Raw genomic sequence first — 17,472 nt, forward strand, 5'->3', positions numbered from 1 at the left:
TCAGATCTTATACGTTTTCTTTCTTAATCGTTCTGGATCAACAATCCTTAAATTAAAAACCAAGCTCCCATCAATGAAGAACTTTTGAATAATTTTTTTTATGCAGCGCCCTTAGATTTGATGATTGAAGTAGCGAAAACAAATGTGCATAAATAAATGGTAGGCAACCTATATCGCGTAATTTTAAGAATTCTGTAGCTCCAAGCTTTCGCACCTTATCTTCCGAAATACAGTAAACTCCTTTCAGTTTATGTTTTGTTTCACCGGGCAAATCTATATTTATTTCTTGCTCTTTAAGTAAATCAAACTTCTGCAGCGATTCAACAAACTTCCAGGTTTGTAGTTTTTTAAGGTGTATATTTTCCAACTCTCTTTGCGCTGCTAAAAGGTGTTTACTTGGCTCTCCATTATGCTCAAACAAAGCAACCCCTTGAGAGCTGTCTTTACTCGCGCACAAGAGAGAAGACTCAACACAAACATATGCATTGGATAAGTCATCCTTTTTGTATCTCAAGTAAAAAGGATGACTGCGAATAGAAACGGGAATATAGTCCCCTTGCCATCGACCTTCTTGCCAAAAAAGATTTTCCCCTGGAGTTACGCCAAGCAGCGCACAACTTTCAAGTTTTCCCGTCTCTTTTGACTTTGTAAATATAATGGGGCTTGTACGAGAGACCGATATAAACTCAGACAATAGAATTGGACAAATATGTAAATTCTTACTATGTGAAAGATCATGCTTAAGCAATCGATAGTTTCTGTGTTTCTTCTTATCTAGAACAACCAACTGTCTCACGTCACCCCCTAAATCCCATCATAATTGTTGCTGTTGTCGCACACCTAGCATTGAGCTATAGAGCTCGGGGCCCGGCAGTGAGGGAGAAAGTAAAGCCGTCGGCGCCAAATGTTGTGAGCCCTCACTCCACCAAAGACTATAGGTTGAAAAGGTATTCTTTCCCATTTGCCCCAGTAACCCAGCAAAACTTCTTTCCAAGTTGTTTGATTGTCCTGAAGAAATTATGAAACCCTCCTGCGCTGGAGGCAGGGAAATAATGCCTGCCCCCTCAGGAGGAGGACTAAATGCCTCACATAACTGATCTGCATGCAACATATTTTGCAGGGCTGTAATTGCTAACTCAGATAAACTCTGGAACCAATTTTTAGCATCTGACATAAAAGCAAATGCATCTATTACAGGGGAAAGGGGCGTAGCAAATGTTAAAGGGAAGTAGCGCCCAACACTATCTACGCTAGGCACTAAAATTCCTGCCCATGCATTGGCGTCAATAACCCCTTTGCAGTGAACAAATCGCCAAATAGGGCTGGTCAAGTAGTAGTCCAGCCACTCTTGACCTACCAATTCACGCGATCCAAAAACGGCACGCTGAAGCCACTCATCCCATACCGAGACAAAACTGCCGGGCAGCTGCCGCTGAACAAAGTCCCCATGCCCAGGCAACTTACCAAAAATACCTACTGTATTCTGCAAATCACGTACTCCGTCTACAGGCTCTCAGGGCATCGATATCCACGCAGCAAGCTACGATCAAAAGGATTGTTAACATTAGATGCGATTAATTTAAATTGAGCTTTGCGCCCTTCCTCTGAGAAGGTAACAAAGTGCTCCGCATTGCTGCGTCCTGCTTCCAAGTCGGAACTCGCCAGTAATCTGTACCACGCCCAATCCCCTTCAAAGTGCTTACGATGTACCGTCTCGTTTAAATCTTCGAAGATGATACGCACACGGTTACTTTCACCACCTTGCCAAGTCAGCTTTTTAGCAGTTTTCGGGCCATGGGAATAAGGTACTCGCTGCTCACCTAACTCAAGTTCAAACAAGCGCACACTTGAGTCCAGTTTCGTTGGTTCAATACGGAAAGAATATGAAGCTCCCTCACCGATACTAAAGAAGGTTTTGCGGATACGCTCTGCTCTCCGAAGCTGAGAGAGTGCCTCTCGAGAAAGACTGATTCCCTGCCCTTCAACATACTTAATTTTCCAGTTTCTGGTATCCACAAAGGGCTTCAGATACTGATTAACAAATTTCTCTTCAATGCCCCCCGGCTTGAAGTACTGGTTAAACTCCATTACCGGCACTTCCTGCTCTCGGTCACTTCGTAGGGGGTATCGATTAGCCAAGCTATTGCTATAGCTTTGATACACTTCTTCTCGCCAAACGCGATTGATATGTGCTTTCGTCTTGGCCATTACAAGCCCCCAAGCACTATCAGCGATATCAGTTAACCACTGATCAAATGGTGCTGGCGCATTAGCAGCTTTGACCCGGAGTTGCTTAATGGCATCACTACCGCCTGCGAAGCGCGCTTTTGCTCGACCAAAAGCGGCCTGATTAGAATCTGGGGCGCTATCAATCTCCGTTAGATACTCCTGAATTTGATTGATCGTCGTAAGGTACTCTTGGATCCTAGCCGGCCGACCTTTTTCACTCTGGGTGATTCTTTGAATTTCTTCAAACCTCACATCCACGATGTTGGGCTTATAGTGATCCTGTAAAGCGCTAGTGGCGCCACCTAATGCTGCTTGCCCGAGTTTTCGAGTGGTGCTCGATACTGGTAAAGGTACTCCTGAAGCACCAACAGGTACCTCAGGGCGCAGAGTTAAGCGCGTGTTATCAGAGGTAATCTCCGTAATCGCCAACAATGGCGAATAGATCGGATCAGACAGTTTTGACAGGACATCCAGAGCTTGGGAGGTACTACCAAATCTTTGGATCTTGAACCCACCAATAAAGCCCTGCCAGCGCTGTAAGTACTCACCCAAATAGATTCGCTTCACTTCCTCACCGAGTTTTTCCCGATCGGCTTCAGTAAAGTCCTCTCCACTCAGATCACCGCCATAAATCCAGCGCTCTTCAGCCATATTTGTCATTAGCTGAGAGTCTGCTCCAAAGTCCAATTCTTTATAGCCAGCTTTGGTGTAAAGGAATGGGATCGTAAAGCTTGGACTATTGGCCCCCATACCAAAAATTTGCTGGGTGTCACCTCCAATTTCCTGGTAGAGGTCTACAGGAGTCAATCCGAAATCACTATTTTGTAACTGAGCAAACAAACGCTGAGGTACTGGGATTCGACGTAATTGCTGTCTTGCTCGAGCCACTACTCTTTCATTTGCCTCAATTGAACTGGGCAAAGGTTGAGTAAATAGCTGGTCCAGATGGTAACGTAGCTCTTCCTGCCGAGCCGCTTCACCTGGCAGTTGCCGCTCCCACCTTGATGTGTAATAAGCTTCTATAGTTTTCAGGTCCAGCTTATCCTTGTTGAAGAACATCAAATAGGTTTTGAGTGTACTTACCAGCGCAGGATCATTACTACCGAGACGACTCAGGTCACTTTCAATATCACGCAGCAAGGCGGGCAGGTAAATAAACTCTAGCTTATGTCGATAAAGATCATTTGCTGCCGTATCTATTCTGGTGTCATATAGCCCCAAATTAGCAATCCAAGGGTGCTCCTCGCGGTCATATACTGCGCTGGCACGCTTGAGAGGCTCGAGCAAGTTCAATGCACTGATAGGCGTAATACTTTTGCCCTTCAGCTCATTTTCCGCACCTTGGTATTCACTTAGGTTCTCACTGACTTCACCCATGGATAATTTGTTCTGCGCAAGGCTTCCACTCCACAGGAAAATGGCTCCGACAAAGCCGGCCGTTAAGGTGGCAAATACCCCCCGGCGCAACCAAAGATTGGCCGACTCAATCCGGCGATTAACGCCTACAAGCTCTGCCTCAGGAAAAACTACATCCTTAAGCAGCCTGTTTAAGAAAAAGCTCTTCCCAACACCTTGGAATTTCGGCCCTACACTTCGCTCCAACCCAAAGTCAGCGGTTACAGAGGACATCATTCGGTCAACAGGGCTACCTTCCTGTGTGCCACTGGTAAAATAAACTCCCCTGACCATCGGTACTGTTTCATAGCGATTTGGGCCAAAAGTTTGTTTTACAAAATCTGCCAGGATATCCGTTAGGCTCTCCATTCGAGCAGGGAAACCTTGCAGTAATGCCCGCTTCTCTATATTTCGTTCCTGATGAACACGCCATAAAACTCGCTGGTTCAAACGCTCTATCAGTTGCTCAAATTCACCTTTAAAGTTATCGAGAGGGGCACCAACTGTTGCATTGGCTTCGCGGGGGAAGCTCATTCCCCAAACTTGTTCACGCTCAGCTTGTGAGAGATTGTCGAAAAATTCAGTAAAACCTGCCACCAAGTCACATTTTGTGAAAGTGAGGTAGATAGGAAAACGAATTCCCAGCTCTTGCTGAAGTTCATTTACTCGCTGACGAAGAACTTTTGCTTGGTGTTGTCGCTGCTCTTCTGTTTGCACCATTAAGTCTTGCAAACTAATTGCAACCAAAGCGCCGTTAATCGGACGTCTACGACGATACCTTTTTAACAAGCTCAAAAAAGCCTTCCAGGCACTATTATCGTAAACCCGGTGGCTATCTTGGGTTGTATAACGTCCAGCAGTATCAATTAATACTGCATCATTGGTGAACCACCAATCACAGTTACGGGTACCACCTACCCCACCGAGAGCTTCTTTCCCATGACTCTGAGCCAAGGGAAATTCCAACCCGGAGTTCACCAAGGCCGTTGTTTTACCACACCCGGGAGGACCAATAATGATGTACCAGGGAAGTTGATAAAGGGATACCTGTCCCTTGTCTGACTTGAACCGGGCACTGCGTAACACACTCATTGCTTCACGGAAGCGACCTGAAAGGGCTTCCATCTCCTCAAGAGAGCGCTCTTCGTCTGGATCTGCAGAATCAGCTTCTTGGGACTCTTCAATGCCTTTAATTAAAGCTTGATTTTGGCGCCGTTCCACCAGCCACTGACTAAGGTTCCACACCAGCCAAATAGCAAAAATAAAGACGATAATCGTTAGCCGGACAGAGTGCGAAAGCGTGGCATTATCGCTGCCAAACTTAATGTAATCAGCCGCAAACCAAATAAGAAGGGAAAGGGCTGACAACCCTATAAACCCCAGCACCCACTTATTGGTAAAAAAATTACGCAAGTGTTTCATGAATTGCTCCATCTTCCAGAGTATCTATCGCACCCCGGATCAATATCAGCCCGAGTGTTACCCTTCCCCTTGCGGAGACTCACTATCACTTTTGGACAAATCTAAAATTTGGTCTGCGACTGGTGTCGTCGTTTCATATAACCACCAGCGATAACCACTGTAAGTTGCAACTAACAAGCCCAGGACCACACTCATAATCACCCATAGGGGAATGTAGTGAATAAGCCGTGACTTTCGCTCTACACATCCCTCCCAGCGCGGCGAAAGATCTCTATCCATTGGCTGCTTGTGTTGCTCAATTGTTCTGTACAGCTCATCACGAATTTGTTCTATCTGCTCATGCCCACGTTGCACGAGTCGATATTTGCCCTGAAAACCTAGGCTTAAACACAGATAAAAGAGTTCGAGCAATTCCAGATGACTTGCGGGGGTTTCCAGCATTCGCTGTAATATGACAAAACACTTCTCCCCACCAAATGTCTCCTTGTGGAATAGACTGAGCAGGGAGTGCTGGCTCCAACCGCTGGCAGTCCCCCAAGGTGTTGTCAAAACTACCTCATCTACAACAGTGCAAAGCAGATAACGGGCAGTTAGTACTGACTCTGGCGTAAGGGCAAGCTGCTTTGCTTCCCTTTCGAAGCTTTGAATTTCCGTGGTAAGCCGTTTATGCAGATCAGGAACATTAGCGTGATTCATTGTTGTACGTAACTTAATGATTACGCCTAACAACTTTGAGGCCGCAGATACTAACGGGTTAAGGCTATTGCGCACCTGGGCCTCGACAGGGGCATCCTGGCTGGCAAAGAATTGTGGCTGGGCCTGAGCTGCTGTCGGTGCCGCCGCAGCACCGGGTGTTGGAATCAAAACTGTTCTATCACCGGCATTGGGCGCTCGCGGCGGAGTAAAACTATCATTACTCATATCAATTATTCCTTATAGCCCAGAGTTCCATGGTCAATCCAGGAAACTCAGCGCCAAGATGTACCGCAAAACCGCCCGAACGAGTCATGGCTTGCCACAGTTCTCCGCTACGCTCGACTTCAAAGTAAGTAAACCCAGCATGGTAAGGAATTTGTCGAGGAGCTACAGGCAGCGGACGCAGAGTCAAACCAGGCAGCTGTGCAGAGATTAGCTCTCTAATCGCTTCGACAGGGGCGACCTTCGCCTGTGTCGGGAATCGGCTACGCAATAGGTCGCCAGGCATATCGGCTTTAGCAGCCATAATAAAGCTGGCCGACTTTAATAATGATGGGTCCGTAACGGGCGCAACATAAATTCCAAACTTGCGCTGAACCAACTCCATTGCGATCGCTGTTTGCTCCAGTACAGTGGACAGAGACTGCCTAAGCGCCGAAAACAATCCGGCAAAGCTAACCTGTAAATCTTCATGGGCATAAGCAGGAATTTCTGGAGGACGTTTGGACTGAGAAGTAAAAGTCGAAAGCTCACCGGCCAACTGGAGCAATTCAAGAAACAAGCTATGCGGATGCAAGCGAGGCTGAGCCGTAATTTGTTTCAAAAGAGGCTCAAAACGGTTTATTACTTGCAGCAATAAATAATCAGCAATTTCTGCAGAGCCACTACGACCACTATCACTTAGGCGATGGCCTAGAGCTGAACCTCGGTGATCAAGTAACCCTTTAACTTCTTCAATATACGCATTGATTACCGAGGAGGTCTCCGCATTTAGCAACGGCGGAATATAGTCAGCATCCAACTCCACCGGCTTTTCCGGTTGGCGCTCTTTAATTCGGGCAACGCCAACCGCAGCGTAACCGCTGAGGTCATCACTGCCCAACTTCAGACAAGCCCTTAACTTTCCGACCTGAATCCGTGCGGATTCACCGGATGACGCAGCACTATTTCTAGCGTCAAAATTCGAAGCCTGATAACGAGCCTGAGGGAAATCCTCTTGATCCCTAATAGACTCCTGGCTACCCGGGCGCTTCATCGGCACACACAGGTAAACTACTTCATCGCGAGTATTAACCGGAACGTCCAAAACATCCGGCAAATGCTCAGTCTCAGGGGCAAGTATCGGAGTGCCATCTGGAAAAACAGCTTTCACTCTCGATAGAGAAATTTTCCCCATCGATAACGGTTCGCTGTCAATTGCCAGTTCCACAATCCCCCAGGTGTAAGGTCCAAGGGGAGCTGTGCGCGCTTCGACAAGCTGTTCGAGATAGCGATCCTGTTGTTGAAAATGCTGAGGGCGCAAAAACATACCCTCGCTCCAGATCACCTTATTGTTTGCCGACATAAATGTTCCTTAGAAAAGCTCGCATAATATTTTTAGGGCAAAAGTTATTACCCTAGCAATAACTTTTGCCCTACTGAGATTGCTGCATATCAGGGAGCGTCTTTTTCATTCGTTCATAATCTTCTTTGGAGATAGTCACTGTATCTCCATTTTCATCATCGTCACCGCGAGTAGTCAGCTTTGCCCTGCGGCGCTTGGCAATATCTTCGGGCGAACCAATTCGCGTATCGGCAAGCGATACCTCATATTCATTTTTCTTGTGATCTGTAATTGGCAGCACCATTAATGCCTGAGCATCTTGATACTGTACAAACTCCGCTAATAGACCGATATATTTAACATCTGGTGTAAGTGCCAGTTCTTCTATTCGCTGCTCTCCCGGAGCGAGTTCCTTGAGAATCACCGTATCAATCAAGTCATTACCCAAACGCGATTGCGCATTTTCATAAAGATTCAGGAAGTCTTCACGAGCAAACTGGCGCTCATCCGCAAGCATAAATACTCGGATAACGACGGGTGAAGCTCGGCCATCATCATCGGGGTTTATATCATTTTGCGTTTCAACAACTAATTCGAGGCTGGTATCCAGGTTTAACGTTCGCCTTGTCGTTTGACAACCGACAACTGCGACAGTCAGAACCGCTATTAAACTGAGTTGAAATAGTTTCTTAATCGACACAAGCAATTCCCTCTTTTTCGTCAACTTATTAATTTGTAATATTTCGAGCATTTTTTAACTCTGATAACTGATTTTCATATGTAACTGCAAATTCATCACCAAATAACTTGCGATAGCAATTATCTGGATCACCTACTAGCTCCCTGTAAATTGCAGTGAATCCTTCCCATTTTTTTGCATTTTTGTTTCCAAAAACACCGGAAGTATTTCCCAGTCTCCGCTCAATGTTCTCAGGGCTAAAGAATTTGAGCATGGCACTGTAACCAGCTCTCATTCCAGCCAAAACCGCAACTTGATGATCTGACAAATCATCAAAACTATCTTTCACTGCCTCAGCCGGATTCATAAACGCACCGGTACCCGCAAACATAGCTTCCAGAGCATCCCTTTCTGTAACACTGAACTTCAGAGGGTTGTTGGCCTCTGTTTGAATCATGGTTCTCTGAACACGCAACTCATTCTTAATACTGTTTCGCGCGCGTAAAAGGTCAATGAGACGAGCCACCGTCTCTCGCACAATCTCTGCAGCTTGTTGGTCCGCCTGTTGTAATTGGGCTGGATTCATATTCAGGCCGAGGGTGGAGGCAAAAACACTACCCCCAGAGGCTCCCATGGGTTGTGCAGCTGGCGGCTGTTGCAAATGCGAAAATTGTTGGGCCTGAGTTGCCATATCAGGTTGCGGGGGCACCATATTGGGTTGCGGGGTTGCCATATTCGGTTGCGGAGTTGCCGGCCCCGTACTAAACCCTGGAGCGCCATCGACTTGCTGCCCCTGCATAGCAGCAAAAGAACCAGCGAAGGGGTTATCCTGCGCTGGTGGAGTTACTGGCTGCTGGGTAACCTGCACGGGCGACTGAGGCTGCGCAAGCTGGGGCTGGGGCTGGGGCTGGGGCTGGGGCTGGGGCTGTATAGCCTGAGGTTGTGGTATCGGAGCCACCACAGGCTGCGACATTTCCTGGAATCCCCCCATTGGAACTTGGGGCTGGGGAGGTGCCATTTGAGGTTCGGGCACTGCAACTGTTTCAACAACAGGCTCCGGCACCGGCTGAGGGTTTAGCTGCATTGAGTGCTGGTCAGCTGGTACATGGTCTTCTGCACTTCCATCTTTCCACCACTCATCATCAGACCACTGATTACCCGATTGCTGTTGATCAGTAGAACCTAATAACCCTCCCATTGGTGATGCTTCTGGAGCACCACCAGCGAGGCCGGACTGACTAAAGGTGGCAAGCGGATCTAGGGGAGCCGATTCCGCAGTAAGGAGGCTATCGCTGGAAGGGGTATTACTCTGACCGCCTAACCCCACTGAACCCCACTCCCCGGTTTCAGCAGCACCTGTAGGTGCGCCTGAACCCGGCTCAAGCCAACTATCTAATTCCTTTGCTTCAGCCTGGCTTTGCATTTTTGCCATGGCATCTGCACTAAACGTTGTCCGATCCGAGGTATCGAGAAAATCTGCACTGCCCAGCCCTTTGGGAAGCTCCCCTTGCTCTTTGGGCTTACGCAATGAAACTTTTAATTTATATTCTCCGAGAACGATAAGATCGCCCTCTTTTAATGGAACCTGGTTTCCCTTCCCTAGCGGATTTTCCGAATCATTGTAATAAGTACCATTAGTACTTGTATCTACCAAAAAATATTGATTTTCAGCAAAGGAGATCTGTGCGTGCTTTGAGGAAACCACCCGATCCGGATCAGGTAAAACCCAATAATTATCGGCAGAGCGACCCAGACTGCCACCAGCTTTCGTGAACAGTTTTGTATGTTTAAGCATATTGGCGCCAGAAGGGTCGGCCAATACAGATAGAATTAGATCCATTTATTCCTGACTCACAATAGTGGTTTATTCAAGGTCTTCAGGTAAATCTTTTGCTGATTTAATTCTGCAAAAATCCAGTCCTTGGGCAGTTAAGCCCAAGGACCTTTGAGTGTACCGCCCCCGAGGGAGTTAAAACGTGGAAGAATTACCTGATCACTGCCCTGTACCGAACGCATGGTACTAATGCCCGCCTGCATAAACTTTGCAGCTGAGCGATCTGTCAGTAGTGCTTCTGCGCATGGAGTTAACAACTCCCCATGCGGTAACTTGCGTAAATGAAGGGGCAAATTCTCATAACTTGCGGATGATGGAGTCTGTAGCTTGCCAGTCAGAGAAAAATCTTGGCAAACAGCTAAAGCCAACAGGTAAACACTATTTCCCCAAAGATAATATTCATGCCCCTGTTCAGAGGTTAACTCTTCAAAATCAAAAAACTCGGTAGTCGATGTATCTTTTCCAAAGGGAAGTCTCAGCATAAACCTGGGAGCTGCCAGTGCTACATGTTCACTAGCGGAGTATTCCCGTACAGCCTGCCAACTTTCTGCAAACTGATCACTCAAGGGGTAATACCAATCATCTGGGTCTACTGAACCCGATAAATTTGGACATCCCGCTAGTTTTGGATCTCCCCCCAGTAAGAGAGCACTATTTGCCGCTTCTGCTATCGTCGACAAATCTATCAAAAGATGCAGATCTCGCTCTTCATCAGTAATGAAATAGTCACCTATGACCAGGTTGTAGGGAATATTTCCTGCCGCGGTTTCGCGCTCAACCAACAATTTAAATGTCTGTGATTTTTCCAGATCACTTTCAGCTTCAGCAAAATCAGCAAGGAGTTCTTCTTTGCTGACATCTATTAAATAAAAATCCAGATTTCCATGCTCTTCCACACGCCTTAACAAAAGCTGCAGGCTCAACCAGCTGGCCTCCAACTGGCGAAAATCACTGTGATGCATCAATTTACGCATTGCATCAGAGGTAGCCTCAGCCAGTGCATTTAAGTACTCAGCTTGACGGGGATCTTCACTTTTCTGCACATAAGGGGCGACAATATCTTTTATAAGCTGGTCAACCTGGAAGGTACTTTGCCCCTCTTTAGCATTGCGTTCACGGCCCGCAGCCAGAATCTCATCCAGGATTGACTGCTCACTGTTACGCGCTTCCAAGCCTGGCTGAGAAGCCAACTCTGGCTTCCACTGTTGAATCTCTTCAGCAGCTTGCTGGAATTGGCGAGGGTCCAGCAATCTGCGCTCCAGCTCAATAAACTTCTTAAATAAGGGCAGACGGCTATATAAATAATCTGGGTGCAAATCATCGAAACAAGGTAGACCCAAGGGGCGGTCCAATACGGGTAGCTGTAATCTCACCGCCAGATCTGCAAAAACCCCCTCAAAAGTATCGCGGTTCAGCAGATATACCCTTCGACTGGAAATCGTATCGGGTTCACACTGACGACGACTTGCCCTTCCACTGAAGTCACCCAGGATTGCTACTTTCAATCGATCAGTGCCTGAATCCATAACTGTTTTTTCCTTATTGTTATCGCCAAGGATCTGAAATCCCGCTGAAATGCTGGGCCTACTCACAATTTGTCACCTGCTGACAGGGCTTAATCGCCCTGATTATTTTGACCTGTTAATGCCTACTGCTCATTTTGGGGCTTCAACTAGGCAGTATCTACAGCTTCTTTTTCGCTTTTATTTGCCTTTTTGGGCCGGCCCCGTTTAAGCGGTCGCACCCTTTGGTTAACGATCTGTTCAATTTTCTCTTTAAATGCATCCCCGCCAAGTACATGGCCTAACTTAATCGTTTCAGCGATGTAGTCGAGCAGCTTTCGATCAAAACTGTACTGAAACAACTCTCTGTAGGATTGCGCCCGCTCCACCACAGTGTCGCCAAGAGACAGATATAAACGATGATCTTTAATCAAATTATCTTTTTTAATATTCACATGGTGGTTAAAACTTGACCACTCATAATTCTCTAGGGAGTCTGCCAATCCCAAATACAAGGGGCGCAGCTCTACATACCGGTAGCAAGTCAACAAGTACGCGTCAGAATCAATCAAGCTAGACTTGTATCGCCCTCGCCACAGAGTCCCTGAACGCTTATAGCGGTGGTTTATAAACTGCACATAGCGGCGCCCAAGGGATTGCATCATAGATGATATCCCATCCAGTATCCTGGGCGTAGCTATGATCTGGATCATATTAGGTAATAAAACATATGCGTGAACGTCAACGCCATATTGGTCTGACGCGTTACGCAAACTAATCAAATAATATTGATAATCTTCTTCATCATAAAAGCAGGGCAGATTGTTGTGTCCAACCTGCACAATATGCTGAGGAACATTTATCAAATTGAGCCGGGGCAAACGAGGCATTTTGCCTATAGATCCTTTGTTATCAGGCGTAAAGCCTTTTCTGTAGAGGGCATAAAGCCCTTATTATCGCAAATCAGTGAAAAGTATTTCAAACTTGGCATTCGGGCAAGTTAACATTACCCTCGGTGATCGGCTGTATTACTATTACGCCGCATTGTAATGCTTTTTATTAAAGGGGAGTTGCACCAGACATGGATCAAATTAGTCTGGCGGTCAACGGGCGCACTGACATTGGTCAGGTTCGTGAGGAAAACGAAGATAGTATTCGCTGGCACGCGTCGGCGGAGCAGCCCTTTGCCTATATTGTGGTAGCCGATGGCATGGGCGGTTATACGGGCGGTGCCACCGCCAGTAAAATCGCAGCTGAGACAGTTCAAGCCCATCTCGATGACCTGCTGAAACATACTTTTTTCTCCTGCACCTCTGAACAACAACAGCTTATATTGCGCGCGACCCTTATAGACGCAGTAAACAGCGCAAATACAGCCCTCATCAACACTAAAAACCTAAACCCCCAGTTCTCTAACATGGGGACAACACTGGTTGCTGCGGTTATGTGGCGCGACTTTTTAATTGTTGCGCACGTTGGGGATTCTCGCGCGTACCTGTGGAACAATTATGGATTGCAGCGTCTTACAAGAGATCACAGTGTTGTACAGGAGATGATTGATTCTGGTCAATTGACCCCCGAACAGGCCAAAGAATCCAATATTCGCAACCATATTACCCGTGCCTTAGGCGTTTCCAATAATGTGGAAGCGGATATTAACAGCTGGAAACTTACACAAAACGCACTCCTTTTGTTATGTAGTGACGGCCTCACCGAGTATCTTGATGATCACGCGATAGAGCGTGTGCTAGCTACTCATCGACCAGCGCTGGAATGCGTATATCGGTTTATTGACGATGCGAATCGCCTCGGAGGGCGAGATAATATTACTGCGGGAATACTGGAATACTCCTCGCAGCCACTACACCAGATTCTCCCTCACGAACAAAATGTTACTGAACGTCCCAAATCCCCAGACGTAACAATTCGAAAGTTACACCGCTAATTTGATCTACCGGATAATGCAATATGACACCGGAACGTCTTACCCAGCTGATACCCCACTTACTCGACACGCTCACCCCCCCCGAAATCAACCTTTCCCACGAGAGCCCTGCATCAGCCGCACGCTGGCTCTCCCAGATTGAACAAATACCAGAAAATTCGATAAGCAATCTACAGAGGGAGGATATTTGGCCTGAGCTGCCACAGATAACCGCCAATCGTTACAGTATTGATTCGGCACCTGTAGTGCCCCTCTTGTATGAAGCTGACAGCTTTCCAACCCAATTAACCAACACTCCTGGCGTTAACCCTGCAAATGAGGTAATTCCAAGCCTGGAACGTTCACATCAGGTCGCTGGGCATATTATCAGCGCAACTGGGGAAGTCGCTTTTGAGCGGACAGATGTAACCATTCCTGGACCATTGCCATTTGAGTGGAAACGCTACTTCCGATCATCCCTTAGTGAAGACGTCGGTATTGGTGCCGGTTGGCGGCACTCTCTAAGTGAAAGACTTGTTGTGCATGACAATAGTGTCAAGCTAATCACCGCAGAAGGCCGGTCTGTAAGCTTCAAATTACCTGCCATTGGACACGGCAGCTACAACCGCTTTGAACGGTTGATGCTATTTAGGCAGAGCCTACACAGTTATCGTTTGACGACATTTGATCAACACCACAAAATTTTTCGCGCTGACGGTGTAAATAGTGCCCTCCCCCTTGCAGAGATAAGAGATCAATTTGGCAATGCATTAACAATTGACTATGAAGAAGGCTTACCTAAAAAAGTAGTCAGTTCATGGGGCCGTGTTATTGAATTTCATTGCCAGAACGGTCATATCTCTAACTTAGTAAATAGTCATGCCGTAGAGGGGCAAAACAGCCTCTGCAGTTACAATTATTACGAGGGCCAGCTACTCGAAAGTTGCAGTGGACTTAGTAAGGAGAGCTACCAATATAACAACACACAGCTAGTTCACCTGAAAAACAGCCATTTCGGAAGCTATAGATTTACATATGATGCGTACAACCGGTGTCACTTACTCAACTCGAATGAGTTAACCACTCACTTAAGTTGGCACGCGAGTAATAATACCTGCACTATCGAGCCAGAACTTTCCAGTCCAATTTATATACGCTTCAATAAGTACGGCCAAAGAATCTCTAAACAGCAACAAAGCCGCACCCTTACCTGGCTATTTGACTCTTATGGCAATCTCTGTGAGGAGATAAAGGCAGATGGCAACAGGCTTTTTTATCGTCATGATGAATTCGGCCGACTGGTTCGCTCCACCTCCAACAACAGTAGCAGTCGATATCTTTATGACGATCGAGGCTACCTGAGTGCAGCTCTCATTAACGATGAGACATTGTGGCATTACCAGTTTAACGATCAGGGGCGCCCAGAACGCATTATCGATCCGGCAAAACAAACCTGGAAGTTTCTCTACACAGATCGGGGCCAACTCACACAGATTCAGGACCCCGAAGGGGGCAAAGTAGACTTCAGCTGGGATGGGCAAGGTCAACTACAAACGGTACGTAGGGAAGAGAAACAACTGGGGTTTGAGTACGACCACTGGCAGCGAATCACTTCAATAAAAATGAATGGCGAAGTATGGAGTGAATGGAGTTATGGTAATGCCGGTGAATTGCGTGAAGCCCGCCTCGGTATTCACCAATACGGTTTGGACTACTCCGATTGCGGCCTGCCCAATGCCATTCATGGAGATAGCGGCCAAAGCATCCTTTGTGATTATGACAACGCCGGCAGGCCCACCTATATCAACTTTGCCGATGGCAACAATTGGAAGCTAAGCTACTCCCCGAAAGGCGAACTGACCTGCCTGGAGAGCCCGGCGGGAAATTACTATTGGAAATATGACAGCCACGGGCAATTAACTAGCCATAAAGCCCCTCAGGATCGGATCTGGCGCTGGCACTACAATATCAACGGTAGCCTGCATGAGTATTGTGATAATGATTCCCGCTGGTACTTTAATTACAATAACAGCGGAGAATTAACCAGTATTCGCAATAACAGCGGCCAAAATAGTGAGTTCCACTACGACCAACAAGGCAGGTTGGTTCAAGCAGATAACTCGCTCTCCTCCGTTCGCTTCAAATACGATAGTCGCAGTCGAGTGATTGCGGAACATCATGATAGTGCCGAGATCCGGGACTTCAGCCTTCAGTACCAGTATGACAACCGTGGTTGGCTAAAGAGTGCCAGTTCTGACAACCTCGATTTGTCTTATACATTTGCCCCTTCTGGGGCTCTGTATGGGATCGATGCCAACGGCGAAGCCATAGTGCGTACCGAGCCTACAGATCGGGGCATCCTGCAGGTTCAGGGAGAAATTCGCAGCAATCACAATTATTCATTTGGGCGCTTGATTGGCCTGGAATGTGGTCAAACCCTTTCCTGGCATTTTGATAAATCCCCCTCTCTACAAATGACCAACCCCCTGCGAGCTCAACAAAGTCCGCCACAATCCCAAACCGAAAGCGATAAGCGTGGCAATGTTATTTGCGAGCGCAATATTCCTGGCCGAAAAGACTATCAGTATCAATACGATGGCTGGGGCCTAATGAGCCATGCGGAGTGCGGGGAGTTTAAAACTTACTTCCGCTACGATCCTTTTGGCCGGCGGCTAAGCAAAACCTGCACTCACCGAAAATCCACGCGCCAACGGCGTGTTGTCACTATCTGGAGTAGCCTTGGTATTTGGGGGGAAGCTCATAATATTGACGGCAAATCCCGAGGCCTAAGCCACTGGATTCACCAACCTCAAACCAATGCCATCTTATGCCAATGGACTACTGACAACATCGAATACTACCTTTCCAACCCCGATGGAAAACCGCTGGCGATTTTCGATGCCCAAGGCACCGTGCAATGGTCCCAAGGTGGTGAGACCGGGGAAAAAGGTAAGGACCCCCACAATCAGGGGCCTAGCGCCTGGCGGGGAACTAACTTGCTCGCGGATGTAGAGACCGGGCTGTGGTACCACCCCTCAGGCTACTGGAGCCCTGCCCTCGGTATCTGGCTAAATGGGGACCGCTCTCATAACTTGACGACTTCTGCCCAATCAATCGGGCAGCTGTAGCGAAGTACTCGGGCAGCTGCATCAACATTTGCTGCCCGGGTCAACTCTTATCTGCCTATACACTATGGGAATATCTATTTGCCCGTGAGTGTTATGGAAGAGCGCTCGGATTTTGAGATCGGTGGGGTCCATGTCGCCAGGGGCGAGTCCTGCCATATTGATCTGCCCGTTGTGCGGCTTTACACAAGCACAGAAATGGCAATCCCGGTTTATGTGCAGCGCGGTAAAAAAGATGGCCCCAGGATGTTCGTTTGTGCCGCCATACACGGTGACGAACTCAACGGTATTGAAGTAATAAGCCGGCTTATCCAAAGCGGCCGCTTGAAGTCATTGCGCGGGACCCTGGTTGCAGTTCCAATGGTTAATGTTTACGGGGTACTGCAGCACACTCGCTATCTACCTGACAGGCGCGACCTAAACCGCTCGTTCCCAGGGTCGGCAAAGGGGTCTCTCGCCGCACGTATGGCTCACGTCTTCCTCAAGGAAATAGTCACCAAATGCGACTATGGCATCGACTTACACACAGGAGCCGTACATCGCAGTAACCTTCCCCAAATTCGCGCTAACTTGGACGACGAGCAAACCCGAAAACTCGCCAAGGCCTTCGGTGTTCCCGTGCTACTCAACGCTTCTATTCGCGACGGATCCCTGCGCCAAGCAGCCGCGGATCTCGGGGTGAGAGTATTACTGTATGAAGCTGGTGAAGCCCTGCGCTTTGATGAACTCAGTATCCGCGCGGGTGTTAAAGGTGTGATCAATGTGATGAAGCACCTGGAGATGTTGCCGCAAACCCGAAAGACAAATGTGATAGAGCCATTTGTTGCTCGACGCAGCGGTTGGCTTCGCGCGGGGGATAGCGGTATCGCCAATCATCTTAAGGCACTCGGGGACCAGGTCTACCGGGGCGACCTACTGGCGACCATTGCAGATCCATACGGCCAGGAACTGGACCAACTGACCTGCGATGAGGATGGAATCATTATTGGGCGACAGAATATCCCTCTGGTCCAGGAAGGCGAGGCGATGTACCACATCGCCTACTTCCGTGAACCCAAGGGTGTTGTCGAGAACCTGGAACTACTCCAGGATACGCTCCTACCGGATGAGAACTTTTAGGGAG

At 47.7% G+C, this 17,472-nt stretch carries 12 protein-coding genes; 3 read left to right on the plus strand and 9 right to left on the minus strand.

What is annotated here, in order from left to right; translation table 11 throughout:
- Positions 1-70: 70 nt before the first annotated feature.
- The 9 genes from ACJJIW_RS04795 to ACJJIW_RS04835 all read right to left on the minus strand — a co-directional run bounded on the left by ACJJIW_RS04795 (position 71) and on the right by ACJJIW_RS04835 (position 12,190).
- Complete coding sequence (locus ACJJIW_RS04795; RefSeq protein WP_282930264.1) at positions 71-796, minus strand: SapC family protein; 726 nt, start codon at positions 794-796, stop codon at positions 71-73.
- Positions 797-814: 18 nt separating this feature from the next.
- Entirely contained in the window at positions 815-1,489 is a 675-nt protein-coding gene (gene tagF / locus ACJJIW_RS04800; RefSeq protein ID WP_282930265.1) for a type VI secretion system-associated protein TagF, read from the minus strand.
- A 14-nt stretch (positions 1,490-1,503) separates the two neighbouring features.
- Complete coding sequence (gene tssM, locus ACJJIW_RS04805) at positions 1,504-5,046, minus strand: type VI secretion system membrane subunit TssM (protein ID WP_282930266.1); 3,543 nt, start codon at positions 5,044-5,046, stop codon at positions 1,504-1,506.
- Positions 5,047-5,103: 57 nt separating this feature from the next.
- The gene (gene icmH / locus ACJJIW_RS04810) at positions 5,104-5,967 is read right to left on the minus strand and encodes a type IVB secretion system protein IcmH/DotU (RefSeq protein ID WP_282930267.1); all 864 of its coding nucleotides are present in this window, start codon (positions 5,965-5,967) and stop codon (positions 5,104-5,106) included.
- Position 5,968: 1 nt separating this feature from the next.
- Positions 5,969-7,306: a type VI secretion system baseplate subunit TssK gene (gene tssK, locus ACJJIW_RS04815; RefSeq protein WP_282930268.1), complete on the minus strand. Its 1,338-nt coding sequence runs from the start codon at positions 7,304-7,306 to the stop codon at positions 5,969-5,971.
- A gap of 70 nt (positions 7,307-7,376) precedes the next feature.
- Entirely contained in the window at positions 7,377-8,036 is a 660-nt protein-coding gene (gene tssJ / locus ACJJIW_RS04820; protein ID WP_444892605.1) for a type VI secretion system lipoprotein TssJ, read from the minus strand.
- On the minus strand, positions 8,014-9,804 hold the full coding sequence (tagH, locus tag ACJJIW_RS04825; protein WP_444936800.1) for a type VI secretion system-associated FHA domain protein TagH: 1,791 nt from the start codon (positions 9,802-9,804) through the stop codon (positions 8,014-8,016). The genes tssJ and tagH overlap by 23 nt, the downstream gene beginning before the upstream one ends.
- 89 nt (positions 9,805-9,893) lie before the next feature.
- Positions 9,894-11,390, minus strand: coding sequence for a type VI secretion system contractile sheath domain-containing protein (locus tag ACJJIW_RS04830; RefSeq protein WP_282930272.1), 1,497 nt, complete (start codon positions 11,388-11,390; stop codon positions 9,894-9,896).
- 80 nt (positions 11,391-11,470) lie between these two features.
- Positions 11,471-12,190: a transposase gene (locus ACJJIW_RS04835; RefSeq protein ID WP_282930273.1), complete on the minus strand. Its 720-nt coding sequence runs from the start codon at positions 12,188-12,190 to the stop codon at positions 11,471-11,473.
- A gap of 191 nt (positions 12,191-12,381) precedes the next feature.
- Between ACJJIW_RS04835 and ACJJIW_RS04840 the strand changes: the two genes are divergently transcribed.
- From ACJJIW_RS04840 to ACJJIW_RS04850, 3 genes are all read left to right on the plus strand, one after another.
- On the plus strand, positions 12,382-13,245 hold the full coding sequence (locus tag ACJJIW_RS04840; protein WP_282930274.1) for a Stp1/IreP family PP2C-type Ser/Thr phosphatase: 864 nt from the start codon (positions 12,382-12,384) through the stop codon (positions 13,243-13,245).
- Between the two features lie 23 nt (positions 13,246-13,268).
- Entirely contained in the window at positions 13,269-16,352 is a 3,084-nt protein-coding gene (locus ACJJIW_RS04845; protein WP_444936801.1) for a DUF6531 domain-containing protein, read from the plus strand.
- A gap of 93 nt (positions 16,353-16,445) precedes the next feature.
- Entirely contained in the window at positions 16,446-17,468 is a 1,023-nt protein-coding gene (locus ACJJIW_RS04850; RefSeq protein ID WP_444937348.1) for a succinylglutamate desuccinylase/aspartoacylase family protein, read from the plus strand.
- The last annotated feature ends 4 nt before the right edge of the window (positions 17,469-17,472 follow it).

This window comes from Microbulbifer maximicatervae (SeqCode) (genome assembly GCF_052467815.1).

Coding starts and splice junctions, on each gene's coding strand:
- tssM (WP_282930266.1), bottom strand. CDS start 5,046: ATGAAACACTTGCGTAATTTTTTTACCAATAAGTGGGTGCTGGGGTTT.
- icmH (WP_282930267.1), bottom strand. CDS start 5,967: ATGAGTAATGATAGTTTTACTCCGCCGCGAGCGCCCAATGCCGGTGAT.
- tssK (WP_282930268.1), bottom strand. CDS start 7,306: ATGTCGGCAAACAATAAGGTGATCTGGAGCGAGGGTATGTTTTTGCGC.
- tssJ (WP_444892605.1), bottom strand. CDS start 8,036: ATGCTCGAAATATTACAAATTAATAAGTTGACGAAAAAGAGGGAATTG.
- tagH (WP_444936800.1), bottom strand. CDS start 9,804: ATGGATCTAATTCTATCTGTATTGGCCGACCCTTCTGGCGCCAATATG.
- ACJJIW_RS04835 (WP_282930273.1), bottom strand. CDS start 12,190: ATGCCTCGTTTGCCCCGGCTCAATTTGATAAATGTTCCTCAGCATATT.
- ACJJIW_RS04840 (WP_282930274.1), top strand. CDS start 12,382: ATGGATCAAATTAGTCTGGCGGTCAACGGGCGCACTGACATTGGTCAG.
- ACJJIW_RS04845 (WP_444936801.1), top strand. CDS start 13,269: ATGACACCGGAACGTCTTACCCAGCTGATACCCCACTTACTCGACACG.
- ACJJIW_RS04850 (WP_444937348.1), top strand. CDS start 16,446: ATGGAAGAGCGCTCGGATTTTGAGATCGGTGGGGTCCATGTCGCCAGG.